Here is a 26038-nt window from a genome sequence, read left to right as displayed (position 1 = left end):
GTTCCACGGGGAAACGCTAGGCATCCGGCGCGCCGGGATCGTCCCCGCCAGGTGGACAATCGCCGGTAGCTCGCATGGGGGACGGCAACAGCACAGGAGATCGGTCGTACGCCCCTCGGCGGCTTCCGGCGCCGCCGCAGACGGCGCACGTCCCCAGCGGCGCCCGCACCGCACGGCAGGGGGCGACGGCTGCGGCCCTCCGCGCGTTCCGCCGCTTCGTGCCCATGCCGCTCGGCGCTCTCGCCCTGTTCTTCGTCATCCGAGAACCCGCGACAAGGCCGCGGTCGTGGCCGCGCACGCCTTCAACGGGCCGGTGGCCGCCGACGCCCCGGTGGGGCGTGCGGCGGCGCCGATGCGGACCGGGCGGTCCCTCACCGTCCGGTCCCGCGCCCTTTACAGGACCGGCAGGTAGCGGCCCAGCTCGAACTCGGTGACCTGGCGGCGGTAGTCGTTCCACTCGGCGCGCTTGTTGCGCAGGAAGTAGTCGAAGACGTGCTCGCCGAGGGTCTCGGCGACCAGCTCGCTGCGCTCCATGACGGCGATGGCCTCGTCCAGCGACTGCGGGAGCGGCGCGATGCCCAGGGCCCGGCGCTCGGCGCTGGTCAGCGCCCAGACGTCGTCCTCGGCGCCCGGCGGCATCTCGTAGCCCTCCTCGATGCCCTTCAGCCCGGCCGCGAGGATCAGCGCGAAGGCCAGGTAGGGATTGCAGGCCGAGTCGAGGGAGCGGAACTCGATGCGGGTGGAGCCGCTCTTGTGCGGCTTGTACATCGGCACGCGCACCAGGGCCGAGCGGTTGTTGTGGCCCCAGGAGATGTAGCTGGGGGCCTCGCCGCCCTGCCCGGCGATGGCCTCGGCCCCGCCCCACAGGCGCTTGTAGGAGTTGACCCACTGGTTGCAGACCGCGGTGATCTCCGCGGCGTGGGTGAGCAGGCCGCCGATGAAGGAGCGGCCGATCTTGGAGAGCTGGTAGTCGGCGCCGGGCTCGTAGAAGGCGTTGCGGTCGCCCTCGAACAGCGACATGTGGGTGTGCATGCCGGAGCCGGGGTGCTCGGTGAAGGGCTTGGGCATGAAGCTCGCCCAGATGCCCTGCTCCAGCGCGACCTCCTTCATCACCAGCCGGAAGGTCATGATGTTGTCGGCGGTGGTGAGCGCGTCGGCGTAGCGCAGGTCGATCTCCTGCTGGCCGGGGGCGCCCTCGTGGTGGCTGAACTCCACCGAGATGCCCATCGACTCCAGCATCATGATCGCGTTGCGCCGGAAGTCGTGGCCGGAGCTGTGCGGGGTGTGGTCGAAGTAGCCGCCCTCGTCGATCGGCTCGGGGCGCGTGCCGCGCTCGGGCCGGTTCTTCAGCAGGAAGAACTCGACCTCGGGGTGGGTGTAGAAGCTGAAGCCCATGTCGGAGGCCTTGGCCAGGGTCCGCTTGAGCACCCAGCGCGGATCGGCGTGCGAGGGGGAGCCGTCCGGCATGAGGATGTCGCAGAACATCCGGGCCGCCGCCGGGTTCTCACTGCGCCACGGCAGGATCTGGAAGGTGGAGGGGTCGGGCTTGGCCAGCATGTCCGACTCGTAGACCCGGGCGAACCCCTCGATCGCCGAGCCGTCGAAGCCGATGCCCTCGGAGAAGGCCCCTTCGAGCTCGGCCGGGGCGATGGCCACCGACTTGAGGAACCCGAGCACATCGGTGAACCACAGCCGGATGAACCGGATGTCGCGCTCCTCGAGAGTGCGGAGGACGAACTCCTGCTGGCGGTCCAATGCTTTTCCTCCATCAGATCTAGCGAGGGGGCTGCCGGGTTCAACCGGCAGGGGAATCGCTTCCCTGTTACAGTCTTTTTGCTTGAAACGGGCAGGGCTTGTCCGTCGCCCACCTCGGCAGAGGAGAGCGAGAAGCCGCTCCCTTCAGGGAGCGGAGGAGTCACCGCCGACGTGGTGCGACACTCCTGGTCGCCTACCAGTCTGCCCGCTGCGTGTTTCGCACACGTTACGAGGAATCACGGTGGCGTGCGGCATCGGGGCCGTCCGCGGCACCGCTCCGCCCGCCTCCGTCCTCATCGGTGCTCATCGGTGCTCCTCGGTCCTCCGCCGGGCATTCCCCTCCGTTCTTCCCGTCGCGCCTCCGCGGAACCCGCGTGACCGTCTCACTACAGTGAGCGACCGGGAAAGACGCCGACGTTCCACCCGGGGAGAAGACGACGATGCGCACCGAACTCCGCACCCCGCCCCGTACGGCCGCGCTGCTGGCCCCGCTCACCGAACGGCTCGCGGCGCTGTCGGCGCCGTGCCCCATGCATCCGTCGGTCCACCGGATCGAGGCCGCGCTCATCGAGTGGTCCCGCCTGGCCGGTCTGGAGGTCGACCGGGCGGCGGCCCTGCACCGGGTGGCCGGGCGGGCGTTCGCCCGGTGCGACGTCGGCGCGGCCACCCTGTTCGCCCGCTGGCTGGCCTGGGCCCGCCGGTTCCGCGAGGAGTCCGACGCCTACACCGGGGTGCTCATGGCGGCCGAGGGTGCCGATCCGGGACCGCGGCCGGTGGAGCGGGCCTTCGCCGGGCTGTGGCGCGAGTCCGCGGCGGGCATGAGCCGGGAGTGGCGGGAGCGGTTCCTGGCGGGGCTGACCGCCCAGCGGGCGGCCCTGCTCGACGCCGCGTCGTCCGCACCCCCGCCCACGCGGAGCAGGGCCGTCTCCGGCCCCTACCTGTTCGACCTGGCGGAGCCGTGCCTGGGAGTGGAGGTTCCCGCCCCGGTGGCCGCCGACCGCCGGTGGCGGGCGCTCGTCGAGGCGAGCGGCGACGTCGTCACCTGGTGCGACGACCTCGCGGCCGGGCACCGTACGGCCGGACACGGGCACGGGACCGCGACCGGGCACCGTACGGCCGGACACGGGCACGGGCACGGGACCGCGACCGGGCACCGTACGGCCGGACACGGGCACGGGCACGGGACCGCGACCGCGACCGGGCACCGTACGGCCGGACACGGGGGCCACGACGGGCGCGGGGACGAGGCCGCGCGGGTCGTCGAGCGGCTGGTGGCCCGGACGGAGGAGCTGTGGACCGCGGCCCTGACGGTCCCCGTGCTCGTGGAGCGGCACGGCCTGGGCCTGGCCGCCGGCCGCGACGTGACCCGGGTGGCCTGCGCGTTCCTGACCGTCTCCCGGGCCCACCTGGAGCACCTCCGGGAGTCCGGTCCCGCCGCCGCGGATCCCGCCGCCTCCGCTCAGGAGGCGCAGACCAGCGAGTCCCCCACCGGCGTCCGGCGGTAGACGACCTCGCGGCCGAGGCGGTGGCGGGTGACCAGCCCGCCGCCGGCCAGGACGGTCAGGTGCTGGCTGACCGCGCCCGGCGTGAGCTCCATGCGCCGGGCCAGGGCCGTGGTGGTCGCCGGGTCGGCGAGGGCGGTGAGGATCCGCGCGCGGGTCCGGCCGATCAGCGCGGCGAGCGCGCCGGGGGCGGGCGGCGGGCTCGCCGTCCAGAGGGTGCCGACCCCGTTCGCCGGGTAGACGAGCATCGGCTGGTACGGCTCGACGACCACGGCCGTGTCCGGCCACCAGAAGGCGGTGGGCACCAGCACCAGCCCGTCGCCGCCCAGCGGCGCGGAGTAGGACCAGTTCCGCACCACCGCGAGCCGGTCGCCGCGCCAGCTGACGTTCGGGTGCAGGTCGGCGAAGAGCTCCCGGGCGCCGCCGGCGGCGAGCTGCCGGGAGCGGCGCAGCACCTCGCCCTCCAGCAGCGCGTGGACCCGGGGCCAGAAATCGGCGAAGGCCGTCTCCCAGTAGCGCTGCAGGGTGTCGGCCACCCGCGCCACCCCGGCGGCCGGATCCGCCCGGAACCGCTCGACGGCGCGGGAGCCGGCCCCGGCCACCCAGCCGGCCTCGGCCGCGGCCCGGTCGGGCGGCGTGCGCCGTACCCGCTCCAGTTCGGCGGCGAAGTCGGGCATCGGCGTGTCGGGCGTGGGGGTGACGAAGTCCACGAGGTAGCCGCGCGGGGGGACCAGCGCGAACAGCTCCGACAGGTCCAGGTCCAGGCCCGCCAGGCGGGGCCGTACGGCGCGCAGCCAGGGCAGGTGCAGGGAGTGCCGGGCCGGGTCGCGGAGCGTGCGCAGGCTGGCGACGAGCTCCCAGATGGGTGAGAAGGCGAAGCGGATCCGGGCCACGTCGTCGGGGGCGAAGACCCATTCGACGCGGCAGGAGGTCCGCCGGAGACCGCACGACCGTTCAGGCACGGCTAAAAGATTCGCACCCGCCCGGCCCGCTGTCCAAACCTGTCCTCATGACGAGCACGACCCTCACCGGCCCTTCGTTCCTGCAGTCGAAGATCGGCGGGCTCCCCCGGGCCTTCTGGGCGCTGTGGACCGGGACCCTGGTCAACCGCGTGGGCATGATGGTGGAGCCGTTCATCGGCGTGTACCTGACGCAGGCCCGCGGCATGTCCCTGGCCGCCGCGGGCGCGGTGATGACGCTCTTCGGCGCGGGCTCGCTGGTCTCGCAGCCGCTCGCAGGCTGGCTGGCCGACCGGTTCGGGCGGCGGGTCACGCTGACCGGCGGCATGGTCGCCACCGCCGCCACCATGGGGGCGCTGGGGGCCGCCGCCTCGCTGCCCGCGATCGTGGCGCTGATGTTCGTGCTCGGCGTGACGATCGACGCCTACCGGCCCGCGTCCAACGCCCTGGTGGCCGACCTGATCGCGCCGGAGGACCGGCCCCGCGCCTACGGCCTGCTCTTCTGGGCGCTGAACCTCGGCTTCGCGGTCGCCATGGTCGCGGGCGGCTGGTTCGCCGAGGCCGGGTACGGCTGGATGTTCGCCTTCAACGCCACGACCTCGGTCCTCTTCGGCCTGCTGGTGTGGCGCGCGGTGCCGGAGACCCGGCCGGGGCCGCAGGCCCGTCCGGCGCCGGGCGGCCCGGCGGGCGGCGGCTACCGGGCGGTCCTCGCCGACCGCCTGATGCTCGCCTACACCGTGATCACCGTGCTCTCCACCCTGGTCTACGCCCAGGCGTTCACCACCCTGCCGCTGGCCATGACCGGCGCGGGCCTGTCCCCCTCCGCCTACGGCCTGGTCATGGCGGTCAACGGCGTCCTGATCGTGCTGGTCCAGCCGCTGACCGGCGGCTGGATCGGCAGGCGGGACCACAGCACCGTGCTGGCGATCGGGTGCGCGGTCATCGGCGGGGGTTTCGCGCTGAACGCCGTCGTCTCCGGCGTCGCCGGGTACGCCGCCGCGGTGGCCGTCTGGACGCTGGGCGAGATCGTCACGGCGGGCGTCCCCGGGGCGATCGTGGCCGCGCTCGCCCCCGCCCACCTGCGCGGGCGCTACTCCGGGATGTACGGCTTCGCCTGGTCGGCCGGGACCATGCTCGCCCCGCTGCTCGGCACCCGGCTGCTGGCGGCCGGTCCCGCCGTCCTGTGGCCGGTCGTCGGGGCGATCGGGCTGGCCGCCGCCGCGGGCCTGCTCGCGATCGGCCCGGCGCTGCGCCGCAGGGCCCGCGCGGCGGCGGAGACGGCGGAGACGGCGGAGACGGCGGAGACCAGGGAGACCACCGGGACCGCGGAGACCACCGGGACCGCGGAGACCACCGGGACCACGGCGACCACCGCGGCGGGGACGGGAGCGGCGGCGGAGACGGGAGCGGCGGAAGCGGCGCGTTGATCGTCCGTTGATCCGGTGCGATCCGGTTTGATCGGATTGCTGTTCGCACCGGTTAGGGTCCTCTCACATCGTGTTTCGTGAAAGGACCGGCCATATGCGCGGGCTGGACCGACTGTCCGCCGTGGTGGGCCCCGGGCGGGCGCGGGCCGCTGCGGCGACGATCGCCGCGGTCGCCGTCGCCATGGAACTCGCCGACATCTGGGTGACCTCCCGGCTGCCGCAGTCCCCCTCCACGCCGCTGCCGTTCGCTCCCGAGGACGTGGCGGGGACCGCCTTCCCGGTCTTCGGGGCCCTGCTGGTCTTCCAGCGCCCGCGGCTGCTCGTCGGCTGGGTTCTGGCGGTGGGCGGGCTGGCCTGCGCCGCCAACATCCTGGCGGCCAACGTCGCCCTGCTGCACGCCCCGTCCCCCTCCGCGCCGGGCGCGCCCGCGTTCCTGTGGGTGGTCGTCGGCCAGAGCTGGGCCCTGGCGTCGTTCCTGCTGGGCGTGCTGCTGCCGCTGGTGCACCCGACCGGCCGCCTGCCCTCGCGCCGGTGGCGTCCGCTGGTCCTCGCCGGGGGCGCGGCCACGGCCTCCGAAGGGCTGCTCTCGACGGCCGTCCTCCTCGGGGCGGCGCCCCCGCAGCCGGTCCTCAGAGACGTCCTGCACGGGCTGTCGGCCGCGTGCATGGCGCTGGCGGTCGCCTCGCTCGCCGGGCGCCTGCGCGGGGCGGACCCGCTCGACCGGCGGCGGATCCTCTGCCCGCTGGTGGCGACGACGACCGTGGTCGTCCCCTGGATGGTCGGCGACCCGGTCTGGTGGCTGGCGTCGTTCACCATCCCGCTCGTCCCCGCCGCGATCGCGTTCGCCGTCCTGCGGCACCGGCTCTACGGCATCGACACGCTGATCACCCGCACGCTGGTCGGCGCCGGCCTGGTGGGCGTCATCGGCGGCGTCTACATGGCGGTGGGCACCGCCTCCAGCCTGCTGCTGTCCGACGTGGACCGGATCGGCGGCCTGCTCGCCGCCCTGTTCGCCGGGGTGTTCTTCCACCCGCTGCGCAAGGTGCTCCAGCGCGGCGCCGACCGCCTGCTCTACGGCAGCAGGGGCGACCCGGTCGCGCTCGCCGCGGAGGCGCGGCGCCGGCTGCAGCGGACCGGCCCGGCCGAAGGGCTGCGGGCCGCCCTGGAGGTGCTGCGCGACGGGCTCTCCGTCACCGGCGTGGCCGTGCGCTTCTCGCCCCGGCCGGCCGACAGGGGCGCGGACCGGCCCCCCGGCGAAACCGCCGGACCGGCGGAGGAGGTCGTGGGCGAGCTCGGCGAGGTGGCCCGGCGGGTCCGGCTGGCCTGGCACGGCGAGCCGGTCGGCGACCTGCTCATCGGCCGCCCCGGGGCCCGGCGGCTGCCCGCGGCGCACAACGAGCGGGTCGTCTCCGCGCTCACGCCGTACATCGCCGACGCCGCCCACGCGGTCCTGCTGGTCGACACGCTGCGGCGCTCGCGGGAGCGGATCATCACCACCCGCGAGGAGGAGCGCCGCCGCCTCCGCCGCGACCTGCACGACGGGCTCGGCCAGTCGCTCAGCGGCATGGCCATGTCCATCAACGCGGCCCGGCTCTCCCTGCGCACCTCCCCGGAGAGCGCCGAGCGGCTGCTCGACGGCCTGCGCTCCGGCATGGACAGCGTGACCAGCGACATCCGGCACCTGGTGTACGGCCTGCGCCCGCCGGCCCTGGACGACCTCGGCCTGGTCGGCGCGATCCGGGAGATGGCCGGGCCGCAGGTCGCGGTCGAGGTGCGCGGCGACCTCACCGGCCTGTCGGCCGCCGTCGAGGTCGCCGCGTACCGGATCGTCCAGGAGGCCCTGACCAACGCGCACCGGCACGCCCGCGCCCGCACGGTCCGGGTCGCGCTGGAGCGGAACGGGCGGCTGGGCGTCCGGGTGAGCGACGACGGCGTGGGCGTGCCCGCGGGCCGGCGCTCGGGGGTCGGACTGGCGTCGATGCGCGAGAGGGCCGCCGAACTCGGCGGAACCTGCATGATCACCTCTCCCCCGGGGGGCGGCACCGTGGTCGAGGCGGTGCTCCCGGCGGCCGAGGACGCGGCCGTCGAGACGGGGCCCGTCGGATAACCGATTCCTTACAGGACGCGAACGATGGTGAATCTTGCCGTATTGCCATAGTCAGGGTGGTCGTACCCTTACCACTGCGATGCTGACTTTCCGTGCCCTCGGACCGTTCCAGGCGCGCCACGGCGACGTGGTGCTCGACCTCGGCGGTCAACGCCAGATGGCGGTGCTCGCCCGGCTGCTCGTGGCCGGCGGCCGCGCCGTCCCGGTGAGCGTGCTCATCGACGAGCTCTGGCCGGGCGAACCCCCCGCCCAGGCCCTGTCCACCATCCAGGGGTACGTGTCGCGGCTGCGGCGCGCGCTGGAGCCGGACCGCGCCCCCCGCGAGGAGGCCGAGGTCCTGGTCTCGGCTCCGCCGGGGTACGCGCTGCGCGCCGCGCCCGGGCAGGTGGACTCCTGGCGTTTCGAGAGCGCCGTCAAGCTCGACGGCGACCCGGCCGCGGTGTGGGCCCGGACGGAGGAGGCGCTCGCGCTCTGGCGGGGACCGGCGCTGGCCGAGTTCTCCGACCTGCCGTGGGCGGTGACCGAGGCGGGGCGGCTGGAGGAGCTCCGGCTGACCGCGGTCGAGCGCCGGGCCGACGCCGGGCTCACGCTCGGCCACTCCGCGGCCCTGGTCGCGGACCTGGAGGCGCACGTCTCGGCCCACCCCCTCCGCGAGGAGGCCTGGCGGCTGCTCGCCCTGGCCCTCTACCGCGGCGGCCGGCAGGGGGACGCCCTCGGCGCGCTCCGGCGCGCCCGGACCGTGCTCCGCGACGAGCTCGGACTGGACCTGGGCGCCACGCTGCAGCGCCTGGAGTCCGACATGCTCGCCCAGGCCCCCCATCTGGACCCGCCCGCCCCCCGGGCCGTCCGGACCGCGGCCCCGCAGGCGCTCCCGGAGACGGCCGCGCCCGGACGGGGGGAGGCTCCCGGGCAGGAGGCCTCCGGGGGGACGGAGCCGGAGACCCTGCGCGTCGTCGTGGCCGACGACCAGGCGCTGGTCCGCACCGGCCTGCGGGTGGTGCTGGACAGCGAGCCGGGCTTCGTGCTCGCCGGGGAGGCCGAGAACGGCGAGCAGGCGATCGCGCTGGTCCGCGAGGCCCGTCCCGACCTGGTGCTGATGGACATCCAGATGCCCCGCCTGGACGGCCTGACCGCCGCCCGCCGCATCCTCGCCGACGAGGACCCGCCCAAGGTGATCATGATGACCACGTTCGGCACCGACGACAACCTCTACTCCGCGTTGCGGGCCGGGGTGAGCGGCTTCGTCCTCAAGACCTCGGCCCCCGAGCAGCTCATCACCGCGATGCGCGCCGCGCAGGCCGGGGACGCGCTGATCGACCCGGCCGTCACCACCCGGTTGATCGCGGCCTTCGCCGGGCGCTCCGACCCCGCGGCCCCGGCCGCGCTCGCCGGCCTCGGCGACGCCGAGCTGGACCTGATGAAGCTGATCGCCCGCGGGCTCACCAACCGGCAGATCGCGGCGACCCTGTCGGTCCCCGAGCCGTCCGTGGCCGAGTCGGTGGGCAGGCTCCTGGCGCACCTGGGGCTGTTCGACCGCGCGCAGCTCGTCGTCGCGGCGTACGAGTCGGGCCTGGTCAACCCCGGCGCCGTGAGCAGGTAGCGATGTATCTGGAGGCGGGCGGCGCGCCCGGCGCGGGGGCGCGCACCGGCGTCGCGTCCGGCGCCGGGGGCGTGCCGCGCCGCGTCGTGGACGCCGTCAGCCTCGACGTCCCGCGCCGGAGCCCGGTGGCCGCGCTGCTGACCTCGCCGCGGCGGCTCGCCCCCGTCGCGGTCGCCGTGCTGGCCGTCGCGCTCACCGTCACGGGGTTCGTCGGGATCCTCGGCCTGCCGCCCGAGTGGTCGCCCGAGGCGCCCGCCACTCCCGACCTCTCGGCGGGCCTGACCTTCCCCGTGGTGGGCGCCTTCCTGCTGCTGCACGGCGCCCGGCCGATCACGGCCTGGCTGATGTGCGTCGGCGGCCTGGGCTGCGCGGTCAACGTCTTCGCGGACGCGGCCGTGCTCTCCGCCGCCTCCTCCGGCGACCTGACCACCGCCGGCTACCTGCGCTGGTTCAGCGTCGTGGGATGGGGCGCCGGCGGCATGCTGCTCGCCGTCCTCCTCCCGCTGTACTCCCCCGACGGCCGCCTGCCGTCGCCGCGCTGGCGGCCGGTCGCGGCGCTGGGCGTCGCCGTGCTGGTCGCGCAGACGACCGTGATGGTCCTGCGCCCCACGCCCCGCCCGGAGGACTACCCCTACCCGCGGGTGATCCCCAACCCGCTCGCCGTGGAGGCGCTCGCCCCCCACCACCGCACGGTGCTGCCGGTGCTCAGCACCATGGTCTCGGTCCTCGTGGTGACGGCCGTGCTCTCCCTGGTCCTGCGCCTGCGCCGGGCCGATCCCGCCGGCCGCCGGCAGATCGCGTGGCCGCTGTCGGCCTTCGCCGTCTACAGCGTCTGCCTGATCGCCGGGCCGGGCTGGTGGCTGGCCGCCACGGTCTCAACCGGCCTGATCCCGGTGGCCATCGCCTTCTCCGTGCTGCGCTACCGGCTGTACGGCATCGACACCGTGATCAGCCGGGCCTTCGTGGCCGCCGGGCTGATCGCCGCGGTCAGCGTCGTCTACTTCGGCGCGGGCGCCCTCGCCGGGATGGCCCTGTCGGACTACGACCGTGTCGGCGGCCTGGTCGCCGCACTGTCCGCGGGCGTCTTCTTCCACCCCCTCCGCCACCGGCTCCGGCGCCTGGTCGACCGGCTCATGTACGGCACGCAGGGTGATCCCGCCGTCCTGGCCGCCCGCCTGGCCCGCGAGGTCGGGGAGGCCGAGCCCGCGGGCGCGCTGGCCGCCGTCGCCGCCGTGATCCGCGACGGGCTCTGCGTCACCGGCGTCACGATCGAGGTGCGCGGCCCGGGTTCCCGGCAGGTGACGCTCGGCCTGCCGGGTCCTTCGCCGCGCGCGGTGCCGCTGGTCTGGCACGGTGAGCCGGTCGGCCGCCTGCTGCTCGGCTCGCCGGGGCCGCGCAGGTTCGCCGCCGCCCACAACGAGCGGCTGATCGCCGCGGTGACGCCGTACGTGGCCGACGTGGCGCACGCCGTACGGATGACCGCCGACCTGCAGCGCTCCCGCGAGCGCATCCTGACCGCCCGGGAGGAGGAGCGCCGCCGCCTCCGCCGGGACCTGCACGACGGCCTGGGCCACGCGCTGACCGACATGGCGATGTCGATCAACATGGCCCGGATCAGCCTGCGCTCCGCCCCCGCCTCCGCCGACCGGCTCCTGCTCGACCTGCGCAGCGGGATGGACGCGGTCAGCCAGGAGATCAGGGAGCTGGTGTACGGCCTGCGTCCGCCGACCCTGGACGAGCTCGGCCTGGCCGGCGCCGTACGGGCCCTGGCGGCCGAGGGGGGACCGCCGGTGACGGTGGAGGCCTCGGGCGACCTGTCCGGCCTGCCCGCGGCGGTCGAGGTGGCGGCGTACCGGATCGCCCAGGAGGCGCTGACCAACGTGCGCAAGCACGCCCGGGCGCGCGGCGCGACGGTCCGTCTGCGGCACGAGGGCTCCTCGCTCACCGTCCGGGTCACCGACGACGGGTGCGGTCTGCCCGAGTCCTCCCGGTCGGGGATCGGCCTGGTCTCGATGCGCGAGCGCGCCACCGAGCTCGGCGGGAGCTGCGTGATCGCCGGCGCTCCGGGCGGCGGCACCGCCGTGGAGGCCGTCCTCCCCCTGCCCCGCTGACCGCCGGGCCCGGGTGCTCCGCCGGGCGGCGAGGAGGCCCGCCCGCACCGCGCCCCTCCTCGCCGCCCGGAGAAGACGCGCCGGACCGCTCGCAAGGGTTGATCCATGTGTTTACCGATCATGTCCATCAGTAGTTAGATCGTTGCACTCCGTGTTTTCGGCCGGAGGAGGCCAGGGAAGCACAGCTGGCGTACGGCGGTTCCCGGTCCGTCCGGAGCCGTCGCACAGGGCCCTTTCGGGTGCTCCATCCCATGCGCCGGCGCAGGTCGGCGGAACAGAGAGGAAATCCACCATGACCATGACGAAGTTGCGGCGTGCCCTGGTGATCGCGGGAGCCGCCTCGGCCCTGGGCCTGGCCTTCCAGACCGCCGCCCTGGCGGGCGGCGGCACGAGCTTCGAGCAGAACTCCAGCAGCGCCGGCAAGTTCGGCGCCTTCAACAGCAGCGTCCTGTCGGGCACCGGCGGAGGCCACGGCGGCCACGGCAGCGGCGTCTTCTTCAAGCAGTCCTACAGCCAGGCCGGTCCCGGCGGCGCCAGCAGCAACTCCACCACCAGCGCCGCCAACTGAGCCCTGACCGGCTCCGCCGACAGGTCCCGGCGCCGACCGCCGGGACCCTCCGGGCCGCCCACGCCCGCGGCCCGGAGCGGTGGCGGCCCCCGCCGGCGGGGATTCCTCGCCGGCGGGGGTCCCACGGCGGGGCCTCCGCCGCGGGACCGCCCCTCCGCCGCGGGACCGCCCCTCCGCCGCGGGACCGTCCCTCCGCCGCCCGGTGACGCCGCCCGGTGGCGCGGGACCCCCGCCGCCCGGTGACGCCGCCCGGGAACGGCCGGGAATAAGGTGGGGGCGTGGCCCAACTCCGAATCGCACTCGCCCAGACCAACCCCGCGGTCGGCGACCTGACCGCCAACGCCGACAAACTCGTCGAGTGGACCCGCCGCGCCGCCGACCGCGGCGCGCACCTGGCGGTCTTCACCGAGATGTTCCTCACCGGCTACCCCGTCGAGGACCTGGTGCTGCGGAACTCGTTCGTGGAGGCGTCCGTCGCGGCGGTCGAGGCCGCGGCCCGGCGCCTGGCCGAGGAGGGGCTCGGCGAGATCCCCGTGGTCGTCGGCTACGTCGACCGCGCCGACCGCGCCCCGCGCGTGGGGCAGCCCAAGGGCGCCCCGCTGGACGCGGCGGCGCTGCTGTACCGGGGCGGGGTGGTCGCCAGGACGGCCAAGCACCACCTGCCGAACTACGGCGTCTTCGACGAGTACCGCTACTTCGTGCGCGGCGACCGGTTGCCGATCTTCCGGCTGCACGGCGTCGACGTGGCGATCGCGGTCTGCGAGGACCTCTGGCAGGACGGCGGGCCGGTCGCGGTGGCCGCCGAGGCCGGGGCCGGGCTGCTGGTCGTGCCGAACGCCTCGCCGTACGAGCGGGAGAAGGACGACGTGCGCCTGGAGCTCGTCTCCCGGCGGGCCCGGGAGGCCGGCTGCGCGCTCGCCTACGCCAACCAGGTCGGCGGGCAGGACGAGCTGGTCTTCGACGGCGACTCGATCGTCGTGACCGCCTCGGGCGAGCTGGTCGCGCGGGCCGCGCAGTTCACCGAGGAGCTGCTGGTCGCCGACCTGGACCTGCCCGAGGCCGCGTACGGCGGGCTCGGCTCCTTCGAGGTGGACGCCGGGGACGGGACCGTCATCACGGTGGAGCGGCTGGAGCTGTCGGCCCGCCCGCTGGAGCCGTACGAGCCGGAGCCGGCGTCGGTCGCCGGGCACCTCGACGACACCGCCGAGGTCTACTCGGCGCTGGTGCTGGCCGTGCGCGACTACGTCGCCAAGAACGGCTTCCGGTCGGTCATCCTCGGCCTGTCCGGCGGCATCGACTCGGCGCTGACGGCCACCATCGCCTCCGACGCCATCGGCCCCGACCGGGTCCACGGGGTGCTGATGCCCTCGCGCTACTCCTCCGACCACTCCCTGGACGACGCCCAGGAGCTCGTCGCCCGGCAGGGGATCAACTCCCGGATCGTGCCGATCGGCGCCATGGTGGACGCCTTCGAGAAGGAGCTCGCGCTGACCGGCCTGTCGGCGGAGAACCTCCAGGCCCGGGTGCGCGGCATGATCCTGATGGGCCTGTCCAACGAGCACGGCCACCTGGTCCTGACCACCGGCAACAAGAGCGAGCTGGCCACCGGCTACTCGACGCTCTACGGCGACTCCGCGGGCGGCTTCGCCCCGATCAAGGACGTGCTCAAGACCCTGGTGTGGGAGCTGGCCCGCTGGCGCAACGCCCAGGCGGGCGTCGAGAGCGCGTTCCTGCACGGCTTCGCGGTCCCGCCGATCCCGGAGAACTCCATCACCAAGGAGCCCAGCGCCGAGCTGCGCCCCGGCCAGCGCGACACCGACTCCCTGCCGGAGTACGACGTGCTGGACCGGCTCCTGGACGACTACGTCGAAAAGGACATGGGCTCGGCCTCCCTGGTCGCCGCCGGGCACGACCCCGACCTGGTCGCCCGGGTCATCCGCCTGGTCGACCTGGCCGAGTACAAGCGCCGCCAGTATCCCCCGGGCCCGAAGATCACCCCGAAGAACTTCGGCCGCGACCGCCGCCTGCCCATCACCAACCGCTGGCGCGAGACCGCCCCCTGACGCCCGTCTCCGGTCCTCCCGGAGCGCGGCCCGGCCCGGGTGGCGGCGGAACCCGCACCCGGGCACGGCCCTCCCTTTCATCGCTTTCCGTATTCGCCGGGCAAACCCAGGGTGACGCCGGTAATCTCCCGCTGACGATCTCGACGTGACCGCTCCGCTCCTGGCACCGCGCCAGGGGCGGTGCCAGACTGGCGGCATGGAAAGCGAGGGACGGCACATGAGCGCACTGCCCGACGAGGGGTGGCCGGAGGCGGAGCCGCGGGAGCACCGCCGCTCGCTGATCCTGCTCCCCCAGCACTCCGGGCCCTACACCGTCGAGGACTGGCTGGCGCTCCCCGAGACCCGGGAGCGCATCGAGCTCATCGACGGGAGTTTCGTAGTGAGTCCTGCCCCCGCCTACGATCACGCACTCTGCGCCCAGCGTCTGGTGCGCATCCTCCTCGACGCCGCCCCGGACGACGTCGAGGTGGTGGAGGCGGCGAACGTCCAGGTCCGCGAGGAGGGGTTCATCCCCGACATCGTGGTCGGACCGGCGGATCCCATGATCGCCGGTGAGGTCCGGCTCGACTCCGGCGACCTGCTCATGGCCGTCGAGATCGTCAGCCCCGGCAACCGGAAGCGCGACTACCTGGTCAAGCCGTCCTCCTACGCCGCCGCCGGCGTCCCGGTGTTCATGCGGGTGGAGCTGCACGGCGAGGAGGGCGCGATGCCGCTGGTGGAGGTGTTCACCGCCAAGGAGGGCGAGTACGTCAAGGTCGCGGCGGCGCGGGCCGGGCAGACGCTCTCCCTGGCCGAGCCGTACGAGATCGCCTTCGACCCGGCCGTCCTGGTCGGTCCGCGCCGCCGCTGACGGCGGGCCTTCCGGGGCCTCCCCGCGGCGGGGCTCAGCGGGGGGCCAGACCCGCCATGAGGTGGTCGACCATGCGCTCGACGACGTCCTCGGCGGGCTCCCCGCCCTCGCCGGACCCGGTCGACTTGACGTACCAGATCATGCTGCCGACCACCGCGGCCATCGCGACCGGGAGGTCGAGGTCGGGCCGGAGCTCGCCCGTCTCGATCCCCCGGAGCAGCAGCGCCCGCAGCGCCTCCTGGCGCGGCCTGATCACCGCCTGGCGGATCCGCTCCACCAGCTGGGGGTGGCGGTCGGTCTCGTTCATCGCGATGTTCATCACGCACCGGCCGCGCACGTCGCAGGCCTCGCGCCCGACGACCTCCAGGTAGGCGGCCAGGTCCGCGCGGACGCTGCGGCCCTCCAGCGGGGGCAGCGGCGCCTTGAGCGTGGCCAGCGCATCGACGACCAGGTCCTCCTTGCTGGACCAGCGCCGGTAGATCGTGGTCTTGCCGACGCCCGCGCGGGCGGCGACGGCCTCGATGGAGAGCTCGGAGAGGCTGGCGCGCTCGCCGATCAGGTCGAGGGTCGCCTCGATGATCGCCCTCTCCGCCTTGGCGCTGCGGGGGCGGCCCGCGGGGCGGGCGGGCCGGGTCTCGTCCGTGGTCGTCATAGCGCGCCTACACTACCGCTGCTTCCTTGTCGCGCTCCCTGGCCGGTGCGGTGACGGGGGCGTTCCCGCCGCCGGGCAGCCACTTCAGCACCACCAGCGCTCCGGCCAGGGCGATCCCGGCCGAGACCAGGGCCGTCAGGTGCATGCCGTCCAGGAAGGCCCGGAAGGCGGGCTCCATCAGCGCGGCGCCGCGCTCGCCGAGCCGCTGGGCGACGCCGTGGGTGCCGGTCAGGGACTCGGCGGCGATGTGCCGGAGGTCCTCCGGCAGGCCGGCCAGGGCCGGGGTGATCCCGTCGCGGTAGGCGGCCGACAGCAGCGAGCCGAGCAGCGCGACGCCGAGCGCGCCGGCGACCTGGCGGACGGTGTTGCTCATGGCCGAGCCGACGCCGGCCTTCTCGCGGGGCAGCGCCTCCATGATGGCGGTGGTCGCCGGGGGCATGATGTTGGCCATCGCCGCGCCCTGGACGAAGAAGACGGCCTCCATGAAGAGGATCGGGGTGTCGGCGTCCATCAGCGCGTAGGCGGCCAGGGCGGCGGCCACGACGACCATGCTGACGGTCGCGGTCGGCTTGGCCCCGAAGCGCCCGGCCACCCGCTGGCTGAGCGGGGCGAAGATGAGCTGCGCCGCGGCGAACGGGATCATCAGGGCTCCGGCCTGCAGCGCGCTGAAGCCCAGCACGATCTGCAGGTAGAAGACCAGGAAGAACATCGCGCCCATCATCGCGAAGAACACGATGCCGACCATGGCGATCGCGGTGGAGAAGCGCGGGTCGCGGAAGTAGGTGACGTCGAAGGCCGGGTGGTCGATGCGGCGCTCGTACCAGACGAAGGCGGCCAGGACGGCCAGGCCCAGGACCGTCGGGACGAGGACCTCGGCGCTGGCGACCGTGGCGAGCTCGCCGCCGCGGATGATGCCGTAGGTGAGGGCGACGAGGCCCACGATGGACAGCAGCACGCCGACCGGGTCGAGCTTCGACGGCCTGGGGTCGCGCGACTCGGGCACCACCAGCCCGATGAGCACCATGCTGACCAGCACGATCGGCAGGTTGACCAGGAAGACCGAGCCCCACCAGAAGTGCTCGATGAGCAGGCCGCCGGTGATGGGGCCGATCGCCACGGCCAGGCCGACGCCGCCGGCCCAGACGCCGATCGCCTTGCCGCGCTCGGACGGCGGGAAGACGTTGGAGATGATCGCCAGCGTGGCGGGCATGATCGCGGCGCCGCCGATGCCCATGAAGGCCCGGGCCACGATCAGCTGCATCGGGTCCTGGGCGTAGGCGCTGGCCAGCGAGGCCAGGCCGAACAGCACCATGCCGATCATCAGCATGCGCTTGCGCCCGGTCCGGTCGCCGATCACCCCGAAGGTGAACAGCAGCCCGGCGAAGACGAGGGTGTAGGAGTTGATCGCCCACTCGAGCTCGCTCTGGGTGGCGCCCAGCCCTTCGGCCGGGTCGGCGATCGTCTTCAATGCGACGTTGAGGATGGTGTTGTCGAGCACGACCGCGAGGAGGCTGAAGACCAGCACTCCCAGGATCTGCCACCGTCTCGGATGACCGAGCTTCTGGTCCACGGGAACCCCTGTTTCGATACGCTCTAGTTTCGCAACGAGAGCGTATCGCTATCTATTTCGATACGCAACAGCACCGTTTCGTATTTACCTCCCGTTCACGTCTCCGTCGGCCCTGCCGGGGTCAGGCGGTCGTCTTCGCGGCGACCGCTCCGGACGCCCCCTCCCCGGTGCGCGCCTCGCGGCGGAACGGCAGGGCGACCAGCACCATCGCCACGCTCACCAGACCGGCGGCCGCGAAGGCCCAGCCCGGGCCGGGCCCGTCGATGACCGCACCGGCGACCGGCGCGGAGACCGCCCCGCCCAGCAGGAGCGCGGTGCCGTGCAGGCCCATCGCCTCGCCCCGGGCCCCCGCGGGCACCCTGCGGCTGACCGCCTCGACGGTGGAGGAGATGCCGGGCGCGCACAGCACCCCGGCCGGGACCAGCGCGATGAGCACCCAGCGCCAGTCGTCCCCCACCAGTCCGACCGGGACGGTGAGCAGGCCCATGGCGCCGATCAGGACCAGCGGGGAGAAACCCCGGGGCAGCCCGCCGTAGACGAGGCCGCCCAGCAGCGAGTAGAGGCACCAGATCCCGATCGCCAGCCCCGTCCAGGCCGTGTCGCCCGCCCGGTTCATCGTCGCGACCAGCGACAGCTCGGTGGCGGTCAGCACGAAGGTGGCCGCCGAGGCGGTGCCGAGCAGGGTGACCAGTCCCGGCGTCAGCCACCGGCGCCGGGAGACCTTCTCCGCCGGGGCGGCCAGCTCCTCGGCGGAGCGGACCGGCGGGTTCAGCAGGATCAGCGCCGTCCCGGAGCCGACCAGACCGACCGCGATGGCGCACATCGTCCACGTGCCGCCGAGCGCGGTCATCCCGGCCACGCCGAGCGCGGGCCCGGCCATGTAGGACAGCTCCACCAGGATCGAGTCCGCGGAGAAGCCGATCCTGCGCTGCCCCTCGGGGACCATGGCCGCCAGGCACTGCCGGACCACGCTGAACACCGGCAGCGCCAGCAGGCCGGCCAGCGCGGAGGCGACGACCAGCACGGGGAACGGCATCGCCCACGCCGTGGCCCAGAAGAGCGCCTGGGCGGCGGTGGTCGTCAGCAGGACGGGGCGCAGGCCGTAGGAGTCGACGAACCTTCCGGCCAGCGGCGAGCCCACCGCCATGCCCGCCGTACAGGCCGCGGTCACCACGCCCGCCCAGGTGTAGCCGAGACCGAGTTCCTCGGCCACGTGCAGGACGAGGGTGATGTTCACCGCGGTGGACGGGATGCGCGCGAGCAGGCCCACGAGCAGCAGCGTCCGCACCCCGGGCAGGGACAGTAGACGACGGTAAGGTTCCATGGCCATTTTTATTGCTTACCTCCGCCTGCATTGTGCCGTACCCGACCGGAGAGCCCGCCACCGGATTACCGGCGGGTCAGGGGGTGTTGAACCCGTCGGACGCATGTCATCATCGGAATCGTCCGGGGACGCCACAGGGGCGCCTCGAGACTCTCAGGAGGCTTTCCGTGTCCTCTTCCGCATCTTCTGCCGCGCCCTCCCCTGGGCCCTCTTCCGCCGCCGTCCCGCAGACCGCCGCCCTGTACGGCGGGCGGTCCGGGCGCAGGATCACCGTGCGCGACATCGCCGCCGCCAAGGAGCGCGGCGAGAAGTGGCCGATGGTCACCGCGTACGACGCGATGACCGCCCGGGTCTTCGACGAGGCCGGCATCCCGGTGCTGCTCGTCGGCGACTCGGCCGCCATGGTCGTCTACGGCCACGACTCGACGCTGCCCGTCTCCGTCGACGACCTGATGCCGCTCACCGCGGCCGTGGTGCGCGGCTCGTCCCGGGCGCTGGTCGTCGCCGACCTGCCGTTCGGCTCCTACCAGGCCTCCCCCCGGCAGGCGCTGGAGACGGCCGTGCGGTTCATGAAGGAGGCGGGCGCCCACGCGGTCAAGCTGGAGGGCGGGCGCCGGGTCCTCCCCCAGGTCGAGGCCCTGGTCGCGGCCGGCATCCCGGTCATGGCCCACCTCGGCCTGACCCCCCAGTCGGTCAACGCCTTCGGCGGCTACCGGGTGCAGGGGCGCGGCCAGTCCGGCGACGAGCTGATGGCCGACGCCAAGGACCTGGCCGCGGCCGGGGCCTTCTCCGTCGTCCTGGAGTGCGTCCCCGCCGACCTGGCCGAGCGGGTCACGGCCTCCCTGCCGATCCCCACGATCGGCATCGGCGCCGGTCCTGCCACCGACGCCCAGGTGCTCGTCTGGCAGGACCTGATGGGCCTCACCGCCCACCCGGCCAGGTTCGTCAAGAAGTACTCCGACCTCGCCGGGGAGATGGACCGCGCGGTCCGCGCCTTCGCCGACGAGGTGACCAGCGGGGCCTTCCCCACCGCGGAGCACAGCTACCGCTGATCCCACCGGCCGCCCGCCGTACCACCAGGCCGGTACGGCGGGCGGCGCCGGTCCGCGTCGGGCATCGGGTCCGGGCCGTGGAAGCGCTCACCCGCCGGCGGCCACCCGGAGCCGAGCCTGCCCGCCGAGGTCTGCCCGATGCCGGCCCGGCGACCGCCGTCAGGCGAGTGTGGCGGGGTCGGTGTTGGCGCCGCAGACGATGACGGCCACCCGCTCTCCGGGGGCCGGCCGGTAGGCGCCGCAGCGCAGGGCCGCCAGGGCCGCGGCCCCGGCGTCCTCGGCGGCGATCCGCCAGGACCGCCACAGCTCGTGGCGGGCCGCCACGATGGCCTCGTCGGGCACCAGGACGCTCTCCACCCCGGCGGCGCTGGTGACGTCGTAGGCGATCCGCCCGATCACGCTGGCGCCGAGCGCGTCGGCGCCCACCCCGCTCACCTCCACCCGGACCGGCCCTCCGGCGGCCAGGGCCCGGTTCAGGGTGGGGATCCGCTCCGGCTCCACCGCCACGACCCGGGCCCGGCCGCCGAGCGCGGCCGTCACCCCGGCGACCAGCCCGCCGCCGCCGACGGCGACGAGCACCGTGTCGACTCCCCCGCTCTGCTCCAGCACCTCCAGCCCGACCGTGCCCTGCCCGGCGACCACGTCGGGCTGGTCGTAGGCGTGGATCTCCAGCGCGCCGGTCTCCGCGGCCCGCTTGACGGACGCCTCGTGGGCCTCGGCGTAGATCGCGCCGGTCTGGGTCACCTCCGCCCCCAGCGCCCGCAGCCCGGCGACCTTCACCGGGCTCGACACCGTCGGCACGAAGATCTCGGCCCGCAGTCCCAGGGCCCGCGCGACGTACGCCACCGCCAGGCCGTGGTTGCCGCCGCTGGCCGCGATCAGCCCGGCCCCGGGCAGGTCTCCCGCCTCCCGCGCCGCCAGGGTGCGGTTGAAACCGCCCCGGGCCTTGAACGACCCGGAGTGCTGCAGGGTCTCCAGCTTCAGCAGCAGCCCCGGCTCCGCCTCCAGCACCGGGGTACGGCGGGCATGCCCCGCGATGCGCGCCGCCGCCCGTTCCACGTCCTGTGTCGACACGCTCACCCGCGGCACCTCTCGTCCATATCCCGGATCACACCTCAGAAGGTCAGCGTCCAGCCCTCGCGCCGGCCCTGTGCCGCAGTGTAGGAGACGCCGTGGACCTTGAGTCCGGCCGCGTCCAGCAGGGTGATCGTGCCGCCGCCGTCGGCCGGCGCGAACGGCTCCCCGACCGGCACGGCCAGGACCGCGCCCGGGGCCAGCACGCCCGCCGGGAACGGGAACGCGTTCCCCCACCGGTCGGCGAGCCGCCAGCCGGTCAGGTCCACCGGGGCGGGCGAGGCGTTCAGCAGGGTGACGGTCTCGCCGCCCGGCCCGGGTCCGGCGGGGTTGACCAGCGCGGCCATGATGCGGACGGGCGTCTCGCCGGGGCCGGGCCGGACCGGGACCTCCGTCAGGGCGTGCCCGGTGGCGTCGTCGGTGTGCCAGGACTGGGACTGGAAGGCCAGGAAGATCGCCACCCAGCGGGACTCGGCCGGGAAGGACAGCAGCAGCCCGCCGTCCTGCCAGACGCCGTCGTCACCGCGGAAGCGCCGCGAGTTGCCCTGGTTCATGTGGATGTCGTGCACGCCGTTGCCGGGCAGGAACCCGAAGACCTTGTCCCGGGTCCGGGGCTCGGGGCCCCACCGCTCGCCGAAGGCGTAGACGACCGCGGCGGGGTCGGCGACGGCCCGCTCGACGTAGTGGTCGAACTTGTCGGCCAGGTCGTTGTCCACTCCCGGCACCTCGGGCGGGAGGGCGCGCATCGCAGCCGGGTCGAACAGGTTGCCCCGGACGAAGTCCAGGGCGGCCCCGCCGGGGGCGGACGCCAGCGGGGTCCAGCCCCCGGCGGTCCGCGGCAGCAGCGCGGTCAGCGGGTGCCGGAAGTCCTCGTCGGCGTGGTAGAGCAGCTCGGAGGGGGCCTGCTGGGACAGGACGTTGACCGCGACCCGGTAGGAGACCGTTCGGAGAATCTCAGTGATTCTCATTCCTGATTCGCTGGCGTCTGCCAGGCCGGAACCTGGTCTTACGTCGCCTCCACAGGCGTTTAGCGTCTCCGGGGAACTGCCCGGCGACACAGGCTTACGCGGCCTGTTGCTCCAGCGCCATCGCGACGAGCAGATTGCGTGCCGCGTTGACGTCCCGATCGTGAACGGTGCCGCACTCGCACGTCCACACCCGGTCAGCCAAGGTCAGCCCGGCGTTGACCGCCCCGCACCCGCCGCACAGTTTCGACGAGGGGAACCAGCGACCGGCCGCCCACACGGTCGAGCCGTACCAGTCCGTCTTGTAGGCGAGCTGGCGGAAGAACTCCCCGAATCCGAGATCGGAGATCGCCCGCGACAGCCGCCGGTTGGTGACCATCCCGGCGACGTTCAGGGTTTCCACGGCGATGGCCTGCTTGGATCTCGCGAGCATCGTCGTGGTCTTGTGCAGGAAGTCCGCCCGCTGGTGAGCGACGTCCAGGTGGATCCGCCCGACGCGGCGGGCGGCCTTGGCCCGGTTCTTCGAGCCTTTCTGCGTGCGGGCCAGCGCCTTGTTCGCCCTGCGGAGCTTGCGCAGCGCGTTCTTGAGTGGCTTGGGAGCGTGGATCTCGGTGACGGTACCGTCGTCGTCCACGATGGTGGCGAAGGTTTTGACACCGACGTCGATGCCGCACGCGGGCGCGTCGGCGGCAACGGTACGGCGGGCGTTGACGTCGGTGCGGTCGATCTCCACCTGGAAGGAGATCCACCACCGGCCCGCGATCTCACGGATCGTGGCCCCGATGACGCGCGCCCGCTCGTCGTCGAGCCGGTCGGTCAGCCACGTCATGGCCTCGCGGGTACGCACGGTGCCGATACCCGGCAGCTTCACCGCCCGTTGCCCGGCCGGGCGGGCGCGGTCGGCGTCGTAGCGGAACCTCGATCCGTGCTTGCGCTTGCGCCACGCGGGGAATCCGACCTTGCGGCCTTTGCGCCTGCCTGCGCGGGAGTCGAAGAAGTTCTTGAAGGCGGCGGCCCGGACCCGGCACGCCTCCTTTGGTATCCGCGAGGACAGGCCGTCAGCGGTGAACCAGGGGAAGCGCCGCCAGTGTTCGGCACGCCAGGCCCGCTCCAGCGCGGGAGCCGACCACGGCACCGGGGTCAGGTCTTTTTCGTCCACGCCGTAGGTCTTCTCCGCTTCCCGCTGGTCGAGAGCGGCGCGGACCTTTTCCAGGCAGAAGTTCTCCACCACCCGCGACAGCCCGGCGTGCCGCCCCAGGCGGGCACGCTGGGCGGGGGTGGGATCCAGCTCGATCCGGAAGCCCTGACGGTCGCTCACGCGGTCTCGCCTGCGGCTCGGAGTGCGGCCTTGGCCCGGCGGGAAGCCGAGCGGCGGCCGTACAGGCGGGCGCAGAACGAGGTGAGGATCTCGGTCATGTCCCGCACGAGGTCGTCGTCGACTTCGGTGTCGTCGATGACGACGATGCGCCGCCCGGTCGCTTCCAGCGCGGCGGTCAGGTGCTCGATCCCGAACCGGGTCAGCCGGTCACGGTGCTCGACCACGATCGTGGTGACCTGCGGGTCGCGCAGCAGCCGGGCCAGTTTCGGCCGTCTGCTGTTCAGGCCGGAGCCGACCTCGCTCACCACGTCGGCGATGGCCAGTCCCATGCCGGTGGCTGCGGCGACGACTCGTCCGGCCTGTCGCTCCAGGTCGGTCTTCTGGTCGGCGCTGGAGACCCGGCAGTACGCCACCGTCCGTCCTTCGGCGGTGGTGGTGTGCTGTTCGAGTACGAGGTATCGGCCGGTGGCGGTTTTGACGACCGGGACGGGCATCTTTCCGTCTCGCGCCCACTGCCAGGCGGTCTGGTAGTGCACGCCGTTCCGCCGCGCCCATTCCGAAAGCTTCACGCCTTGATGATCTCAGATTAAAGCTGATGAACACTGATGATTTCGCTATCAGCTAACAACCCCCGCGTCGTCGGTCAGGTGGAGCTGGTAGTGGGGGGTGCCGGTGGAACCCTCCCGCCGCCGCTCGACGGCCCGGCCCGCCAGGACCCCGTAGCTCTTCAGCGGCATCGCGCCACCCTCCGCAGGACGCTTCCGGAGAAGGGCGGCCCGCAGGGGACCGCCCTTCCCGATGCTAAGGCCTGTCCTGTGCGTCACGAGAGCCAGTCCGAGGTCGCGACCAGCAGGATCCGGCGGCGGTAGGTGACGCGCGCCTGGCACGGCGGGAGACCGGCGCGCAGCCGGCGACCGTCCGGGTCGGTCATGACAGGGATGCCGGTGTCCCTCAACGCCCGTCGCAACCGCGGACCGCCGCCGGTGACGAGGAACAGCCGGTCGACGCCGTCGCCTGCCGACGTCCCGGCGACCGCATACGCGGTGGGCGATCGGTCCGGTTCCGCAATGCCTGGTTGACCCGTCGGCGTACCCTCCCATGCCTCGGGCCTATGCCTCGGGGTCATGGGCGAGCACCGACCGCCCGCCGTCGACGGGCACGGTCGCGCCGGTGATGAAGCCGGCGTCGCCGGAGAGCAGGTAGGCGATCGCCGCCGCGACTTCCCGGGACCGCGCCACCCGGCCCAGCGGGTGCAGCAGCGCCATCTCCCGTTCGATGCGGGCGGCGTCCGCAGGCTCCCGGGAGCCGAGGAACTCCGCGTGGCGTTCGGTGTCCACCGAGCCCGGTGCCACGGTGTTGATGCGGATGCCATGCGGGCCGTACTCGACCGCGAGCGCGCGGGTCATTCCCTCGATGGCCGCCTTGGCCGTCACGTACGCCAGGCAGCCGGGGACCGCCCGGCGTGCCTGGTGCGAGGAGAGGTTGACGATCGCCCCTCGCGTTCCCGCGGCGATGAAACGGCGGATCGCCGTGGCGCACCCGACGACGGCGGAATCGAGATTCGCCGCGATGAGATCCAGCACCTCCCGGGTGGTGGAGGAGTGGACGGAGGCGTCCCGGAACACGGCGGCGTTGTTGACCCAGCCGACGAGGGCGCCTGCGGCCTGGGCGAGATCGGCGGCCCGTTCCGCCACGGTCTCGTCGGCGGCGTCACCGGCCACACCGATCAGACGTGCGCGGGCGGGATGGACGTCCAGCCACGCCAGCGCCGCCGGGTCGCGTTCGACGGCGACCACGGTGCCGCCGTCGGCCAGGAGGCGCTCGGCCACCGCCTTGCCGATTCCGCGGCCGCCTCCCGTCACCACGTACGAACGGCTCACGCTCTCCTCCTTGCGTTGACGTTCTCTCGCTCGCCGGAAAACGCACGCGCCATCGCGCGGGCCGATGCCCCCCTTCGGCCCGCCGACGAGTGCCCATCCGCTCCCCATCCCATGGGACGAGATCACCGACACATCTGTCAAGCACTTCTATCGAAGCACTTCGATAACCGGGACGCTTGATACGATTCCTGCTGACGACAAGACCGCGCTTCCAGCAAGGGGTGGTTGTGTGGTGGCACGGACGACCATCTACGACGTCGCCACCGCGGCGGGAGTCAGCATCTCCACCGTGTCACTGGCCCTCAACTCCCCGGCCCGGGTCAGCCCGGCGACCAGGAGCAAGGTCCTCGAGGCCGCGGACGCGCTCGGCTTCGTCCCCAAGCAGGACGCGGTCGCCAAGGCACGGCGCGGCGTAGGGCGCATCGGCGTCATCGCGCCGTTCACCTCGTATCCGTCGATTGCCCGGCGCTTGAACGGCATCCTGCGAGCCGTCGGCCGCCGGTCCCTGGAAGTCGTCTTGTTCGACCAGGAGTCGGCCGCGCAAAGCTCCTCACCCCTGCTGGCCAGCCTGCCCGTCACCGGTCGGCTGGACGGACTCATCATCGTCAGTCTCTCCCTGGACGAGGCGGTGGCCGATCGCCTGACCGGCCTGCGGCTGCCGACAGTCCTGGTGGACGTCCGCCATCCGCGCTTCGACTCCGTGCACACCGACGACGCCGCCGGCGGCCGGCTCGTGGCCGAGCATCTGATCAGCCGCGGGCACCGCCGATTCGGTTTCCTCGGCGAGGTGCAGGAATCCGACGCGTACGTCTCGCCGTCACAGCAGCGGCTCACCGGCTACCGGACGGCCCTGGCCGAAGCCGGCCACGTTCTCACCGACGGCGATGTGCGGCTGACCGGACACGGGCTCGCGTCGGCCTGCGCCGCCGCGAAGCGACTGCTGTCGACACCGGACCGCCCTTCCGCCGTCTTCGCCGCCGACGACACGCTCGCGGCGGGAGCGCTGAGGGCCGCGCACGACCTCGGCCTGGCCGTACCCGGCGATCTGGCGGTGGCCGGATTCGACGACAGCGAGCTGGCCGAGGCCCTCGATCTCACCACCGTGCGCCAGCCCCTGGAGGAGTCCGGCCATGCCGCGATGGAACTTCTCATCCAACGACTCGACCAGCCCGGGACCGCCCGCGAAGTGACGCTGCGATTGCAGCTGATCCCACGCGGCACGAGCTGACCCCGAGGACGGACCTCCTCGGCCTCTTCCGGT

At 73.7% G+C, this 26038-nt stretch carries 21 protein-coding genes; 10 read left to right on the top strand and 11 right to left on the bottom strand.

Annotated elements, in window-relative coordinates:
• Nucleotides 1-393: 393 nt before the first annotated feature.
• Nucleotides 394-1755 (bottom strand): glutamine synthetase family protein, encoded by a 1362-nt coding sequence (locus tag HS045_RS18880; protein ID WP_196452618.1) that lies wholly within the window; start codon nt 1753-1755, stop codon nt 394-396.
• A gap of 440 nt (nt 1756-2195) precedes the next feature.
• On the opposite strand from HS045_RS18880, the gene HS045_RS18875 reads away from it, so the two are divergent.
• Nucleotides 2196-3260 carry a terpene synthase family protein gene (locus HS045_RS18875; protein ID WP_196452617.1) on the top strand — a complete coding sequence of 355 codons (1065 nt, stop codon included), beginning with the start codon at nt 2196-2198 and terminating at the stop codon, nt 3258-3260.
• Here the strand turns inward: HS045_RS18875 and HS045_RS18870 are convergent.
• A complete protein-coding gene (locus HS045_RS18870) occupies nt 3215-4219 on the bottom strand; it encodes a DUF5937 family protein (protein WP_196452616.1) in 1005 nt (334 codons plus the stop codon). The genes HS045_RS18875 and HS045_RS18870 overlap by 46 nt on opposite strands.
• Nucleotides 4220-4266: 47 nt before the next feature.
• Here HS045_RS18870 and HS045_RS18865 point away from each other — a divergent pair, with 47 nt between their 5' ends.
• From HS045_RS18865 to HS045_RS18835, 7 genes are all read left to right on the top strand, one after another.
• A complete protein-coding gene (locus tag HS045_RS18865; RefSeq protein ID WP_196452615.1) occupies nt 4267-5643 on the top strand; it encodes an MFS transporter in 1377 nt (458 codons plus the stop codon).
• A gap of 94 nt (nt 5644-5737) precedes the next feature.
• Nucleotides 5738-7750, top strand: a complete 2013-nt coding sequence (locus tag HS045_RS18860; protein WP_230884104.1) for a sensor histidine kinase — start codon at nt 5738-5740, stop codon at nt 7748-7750.
• Nucleotides 7751-7829: 79 nt separating this feature from the next.
• Nucleotides 7830-9350 (top strand): BTAD domain-containing putative transcriptional regulator, encoded by a 1521-nt coding sequence (locus HS045_RS36215; RefSeq protein WP_196452614.1) that lies wholly within the window; start codon nt 7830-7832, stop codon nt 9348-9350.
• A 2-nt stretch (nt 9351-9352) separates the two neighbouring features.
• Nucleotides 9353-11461 (top strand): sensor histidine kinase, encoded by a 2109-nt coding sequence (locus HS045_RS18850; RefSeq protein WP_196452613.1) that lies wholly within the window; start codon nt 9353-9355, stop codon nt 11459-11461.
• A 292-nt stretch (nt 11462-11753) separates the two neighbouring features.
• Entirely contained in the window at nt 11754-12029 is a 276-nt protein-coding gene (locus HS045_RS18845) for a hypothetical protein (protein WP_068894317.1), read from the top strand.
• Between the two features lie 278 nt (nt 12030-12307).
• Nucleotides 12308-14092 carry an NAD+ synthase gene (locus HS045_RS18840; RefSeq protein ID WP_196452612.1) on the top strand — a complete coding sequence of 595 codons (1785 nt, stop codon included), beginning with the start codon at nt 12308-12310 and terminating at the stop codon, nt 14090-14092.
• 196 nt (nt 14093-14288) lie between these two features.
• Nucleotides 14289-14942: a Uma2 family endonuclease gene (locus tag HS045_RS18835; RefSeq protein WP_230884103.1), complete on the top strand. Its 654-nt coding sequence runs from the start codon at nt 14289-14291 to the stop codon at nt 14940-14942.
• 34 nt (nt 14943-14976) lie between these two features.
• Here HS045_RS18835 and HS045_RS18830 read toward each other — a convergent pair whose 3' ends face one another.
• The 3 genes from HS045_RS18830 to HS045_RS18820 all read right to left on the bottom strand — a co-directional run bounded on the left by HS045_RS18830 (nt 14977) and on the right by HS045_RS18820 (nt 18488).
• Nucleotides 14977-15594 (bottom strand): TetR/AcrR family transcriptional regulator, encoded by a 618-nt coding sequence (locus HS045_RS18830; RefSeq protein WP_196452610.1) that lies wholly within the window; start codon nt 15592-15594, stop codon nt 14977-14979.
• A 7-nt stretch (nt 15595-15601) separates the two neighbouring features.
• Complete coding sequence (locus tag HS045_RS18825) at nt 15602-17164, bottom strand: MFS transporter (protein ID WP_196452609.1); 1563 nt, start codon at nt 17162-17164, stop codon at nt 15602-15604.
• Between the two features lie 121 nt (nt 17165-17285).
• Nucleotides 17286-18488, bottom strand: a complete 1203-nt coding sequence (locus tag HS045_RS18820) for an MFS transporter (RefSeq protein ID WP_230884102.1) — start codon at nt 18486-18488, stop codon at nt 17286-17288.
• A gap of 239 nt (nt 18489-18727) precedes the next feature.
• Between HS045_RS18820 and panB the strand changes: the two genes are divergently transcribed.
• Entirely contained in the window at nt 18728-19540 is an 813-nt protein-coding gene (panB, locus tag HS045_RS18815) for a 3-methyl-2-oxobutanoate hydroxymethyltransferase (protein WP_196452873.1), read from the top strand.
• Between the two features lie 159 nt (nt 19541-19699).
• On the opposite strand, the gene HS045_RS18810 is transcribed toward panB, so the two are convergent.
• The 6 genes from HS045_RS18810 to HS045_RS18790 form a co-directional block, all read right to left on the bottom strand.
• A complete protein-coding gene (locus HS045_RS18810) occupies nt 19700-20620 on the bottom strand; it encodes a threonine/serine dehydratase (RefSeq protein WP_196452607.1) in 921 nt (306 codons plus the stop codon).
• A gap of 35 nt (nt 20621-20655) precedes the next feature.
• The gene (locus tag HS045_RS18805; RefSeq protein ID WP_196452606.1) at nt 20656-21582 is read right to left on the bottom strand and encodes a DUF2278 family protein; all 927 of its coding nucleotides are present in this window, start codon (nt 21580-21582) and stop codon (nt 20656-20658) included.
• A gap of 94 nt (nt 21583-21676) precedes the next feature.
• A complete protein-coding gene (locus tag HS045_RS18800; protein ID WP_196451590.1) occupies nt 21677-22897 on the bottom strand; it encodes an RNA-guided endonuclease TnpB family protein in 1221 nt (406 codons plus the stop codon).
• A complete protein-coding gene (locus tag HS045_RS18795) occupies nt 22894-23466 on the bottom strand; it encodes an IS607 family transposase (protein ID WP_196452466.1) in 573 nt (190 codons plus the stop codon). Before HS045_RS18795 ends, HS045_RS18800 begins: the two co-directional genes overlap by 4 nt.
• A gap of 48 nt (nt 23467-23514) precedes the next feature.
• Complete coding sequence (locus HS045_RS34710; RefSeq protein WP_230884101.1) at nt 23515-23634, bottom strand: YukJ family protein; 120 nt, start codon at nt 23632-23634, stop codon at nt 23515-23517.
• Between the two features lie 372 nt (nt 23635-24006).
• The gene (locus HS045_RS18790) at nt 24007-24777 is read right to left on the bottom strand and encodes an SDR family oxidoreductase (protein WP_307827585.1); all 771 of its coding nucleotides are present in this window, start codon (nt 24775-24777) and stop codon (nt 24007-24009) included.
• Nucleotides 24778-24841: 64 nt separating this feature from the next.
• On the opposite strand from HS045_RS18790, the gene HS045_RS18785 reads away from it, so the two are divergent.
• Nucleotides 24842-26005, top strand: a complete 1164-nt coding sequence (locus tag HS045_RS18785) for a LacI family DNA-binding transcriptional regulator (RefSeq protein ID WP_196452605.1) — start codon at nt 24842-24844, stop codon at nt 26003-26005.
• Nucleotides 26006-26038 lie beyond the last annotated feature (33 nt).

Origin of the sequence: Planomonospora sp. ID82291 (assembly GCF_015711645.1) — a bacterium.
Taxonomy (GTDB): Bacteria; Actinomycetota; Actinomycetes; order Streptosporangiales; family Streptosporangiaceae; genus Planomonospora.
This window is presented reverse-complemented; position numbering and strand designations above follow the sequence as displayed.

Bases quoted from the DNA above. Each gene is read 5' to 3' on its own strand.
- HS045_RS18875 (WP_196452617.1), top strand. From the start codon at position 2,196: ATGCGCACCGAACTCCGCACCCCGCCCCGTACGGCCGCGCTGCTGGCC.
- HS045_RS18865 (WP_196452615.1), top strand. From the start codon at position 4,267: ATGACGAGCACGACCCTCACCGGCCCTTCGTTCCTGCAGTCGAAGATC.
- HS045_RS18860 (WP_230884104.1), top strand. From the start codon at position 5,738: ATGCGCGGGCTGGACCGACTGTCCGCCGTGGTGGGCCCCGGGCGGGCG.
- HS045_RS36215 (WP_196452614.1), top strand. From the start codon at position 7,830: ATGCTGACTTTCCGTGCCCTCGGACCGTTCCAGGCGCGCCACGGCGAC.
- HS045_RS18850 (WP_196452613.1), top strand. From the start codon at position 9,353: ATGTATCTGGAGGCGGGCGGCGCGCCCGGCGCGGGGGCGCGCACCGGC.
- HS045_RS18845 (WP_068894317.1), top strand. From the start codon at position 11,754: ATGACCATGACGAAGTTGCGGCGTGCCCTGGTGATCGCGGGAGCCGCC.
- HS045_RS18835 (WP_230884103.1), top strand. From the start codon at position 14,289: ATGGAAAGCGAGGGACGGCACATGAGCGCACTGCCCGACGAGGGGTGG.
- HS045_RS18830 (WP_196452610.1), bottom strand. From the start codon at position 15,594: ATGACGACCACGGACGAGACCCGGCCCGCCCGCCCCGCGGGCCGCCCC.
- HS045_RS18820 (WP_230884102.1), bottom strand. From the start codon at position 18,488: ATGGAACCTTACCGTCGTCTACTGTCCCTGCCCGGGGTGCGGACGCTG.
- HS045_RS18805 (WP_196452606.1), bottom strand. From the start codon at position 21,582: ATGAGAATCACTGAGATTCTCCGAACGGTCTCCTACCGGGTCGCGGTC.
- HS045_RS34710 (WP_230884101.1), bottom strand. From the start codon at position 23,634: ATGCCGCTGAAGAGCTACGGGGTCCTGGCGGGCCGGGCCGTCGAGCGG.
- HS045_RS18785 (WP_196452605.1), top strand. From the start codon at position 24,842: ATGCCCCCCTTCGGCCCGCCGACGAGTGCCCATCCGCTCCCCATCCCA.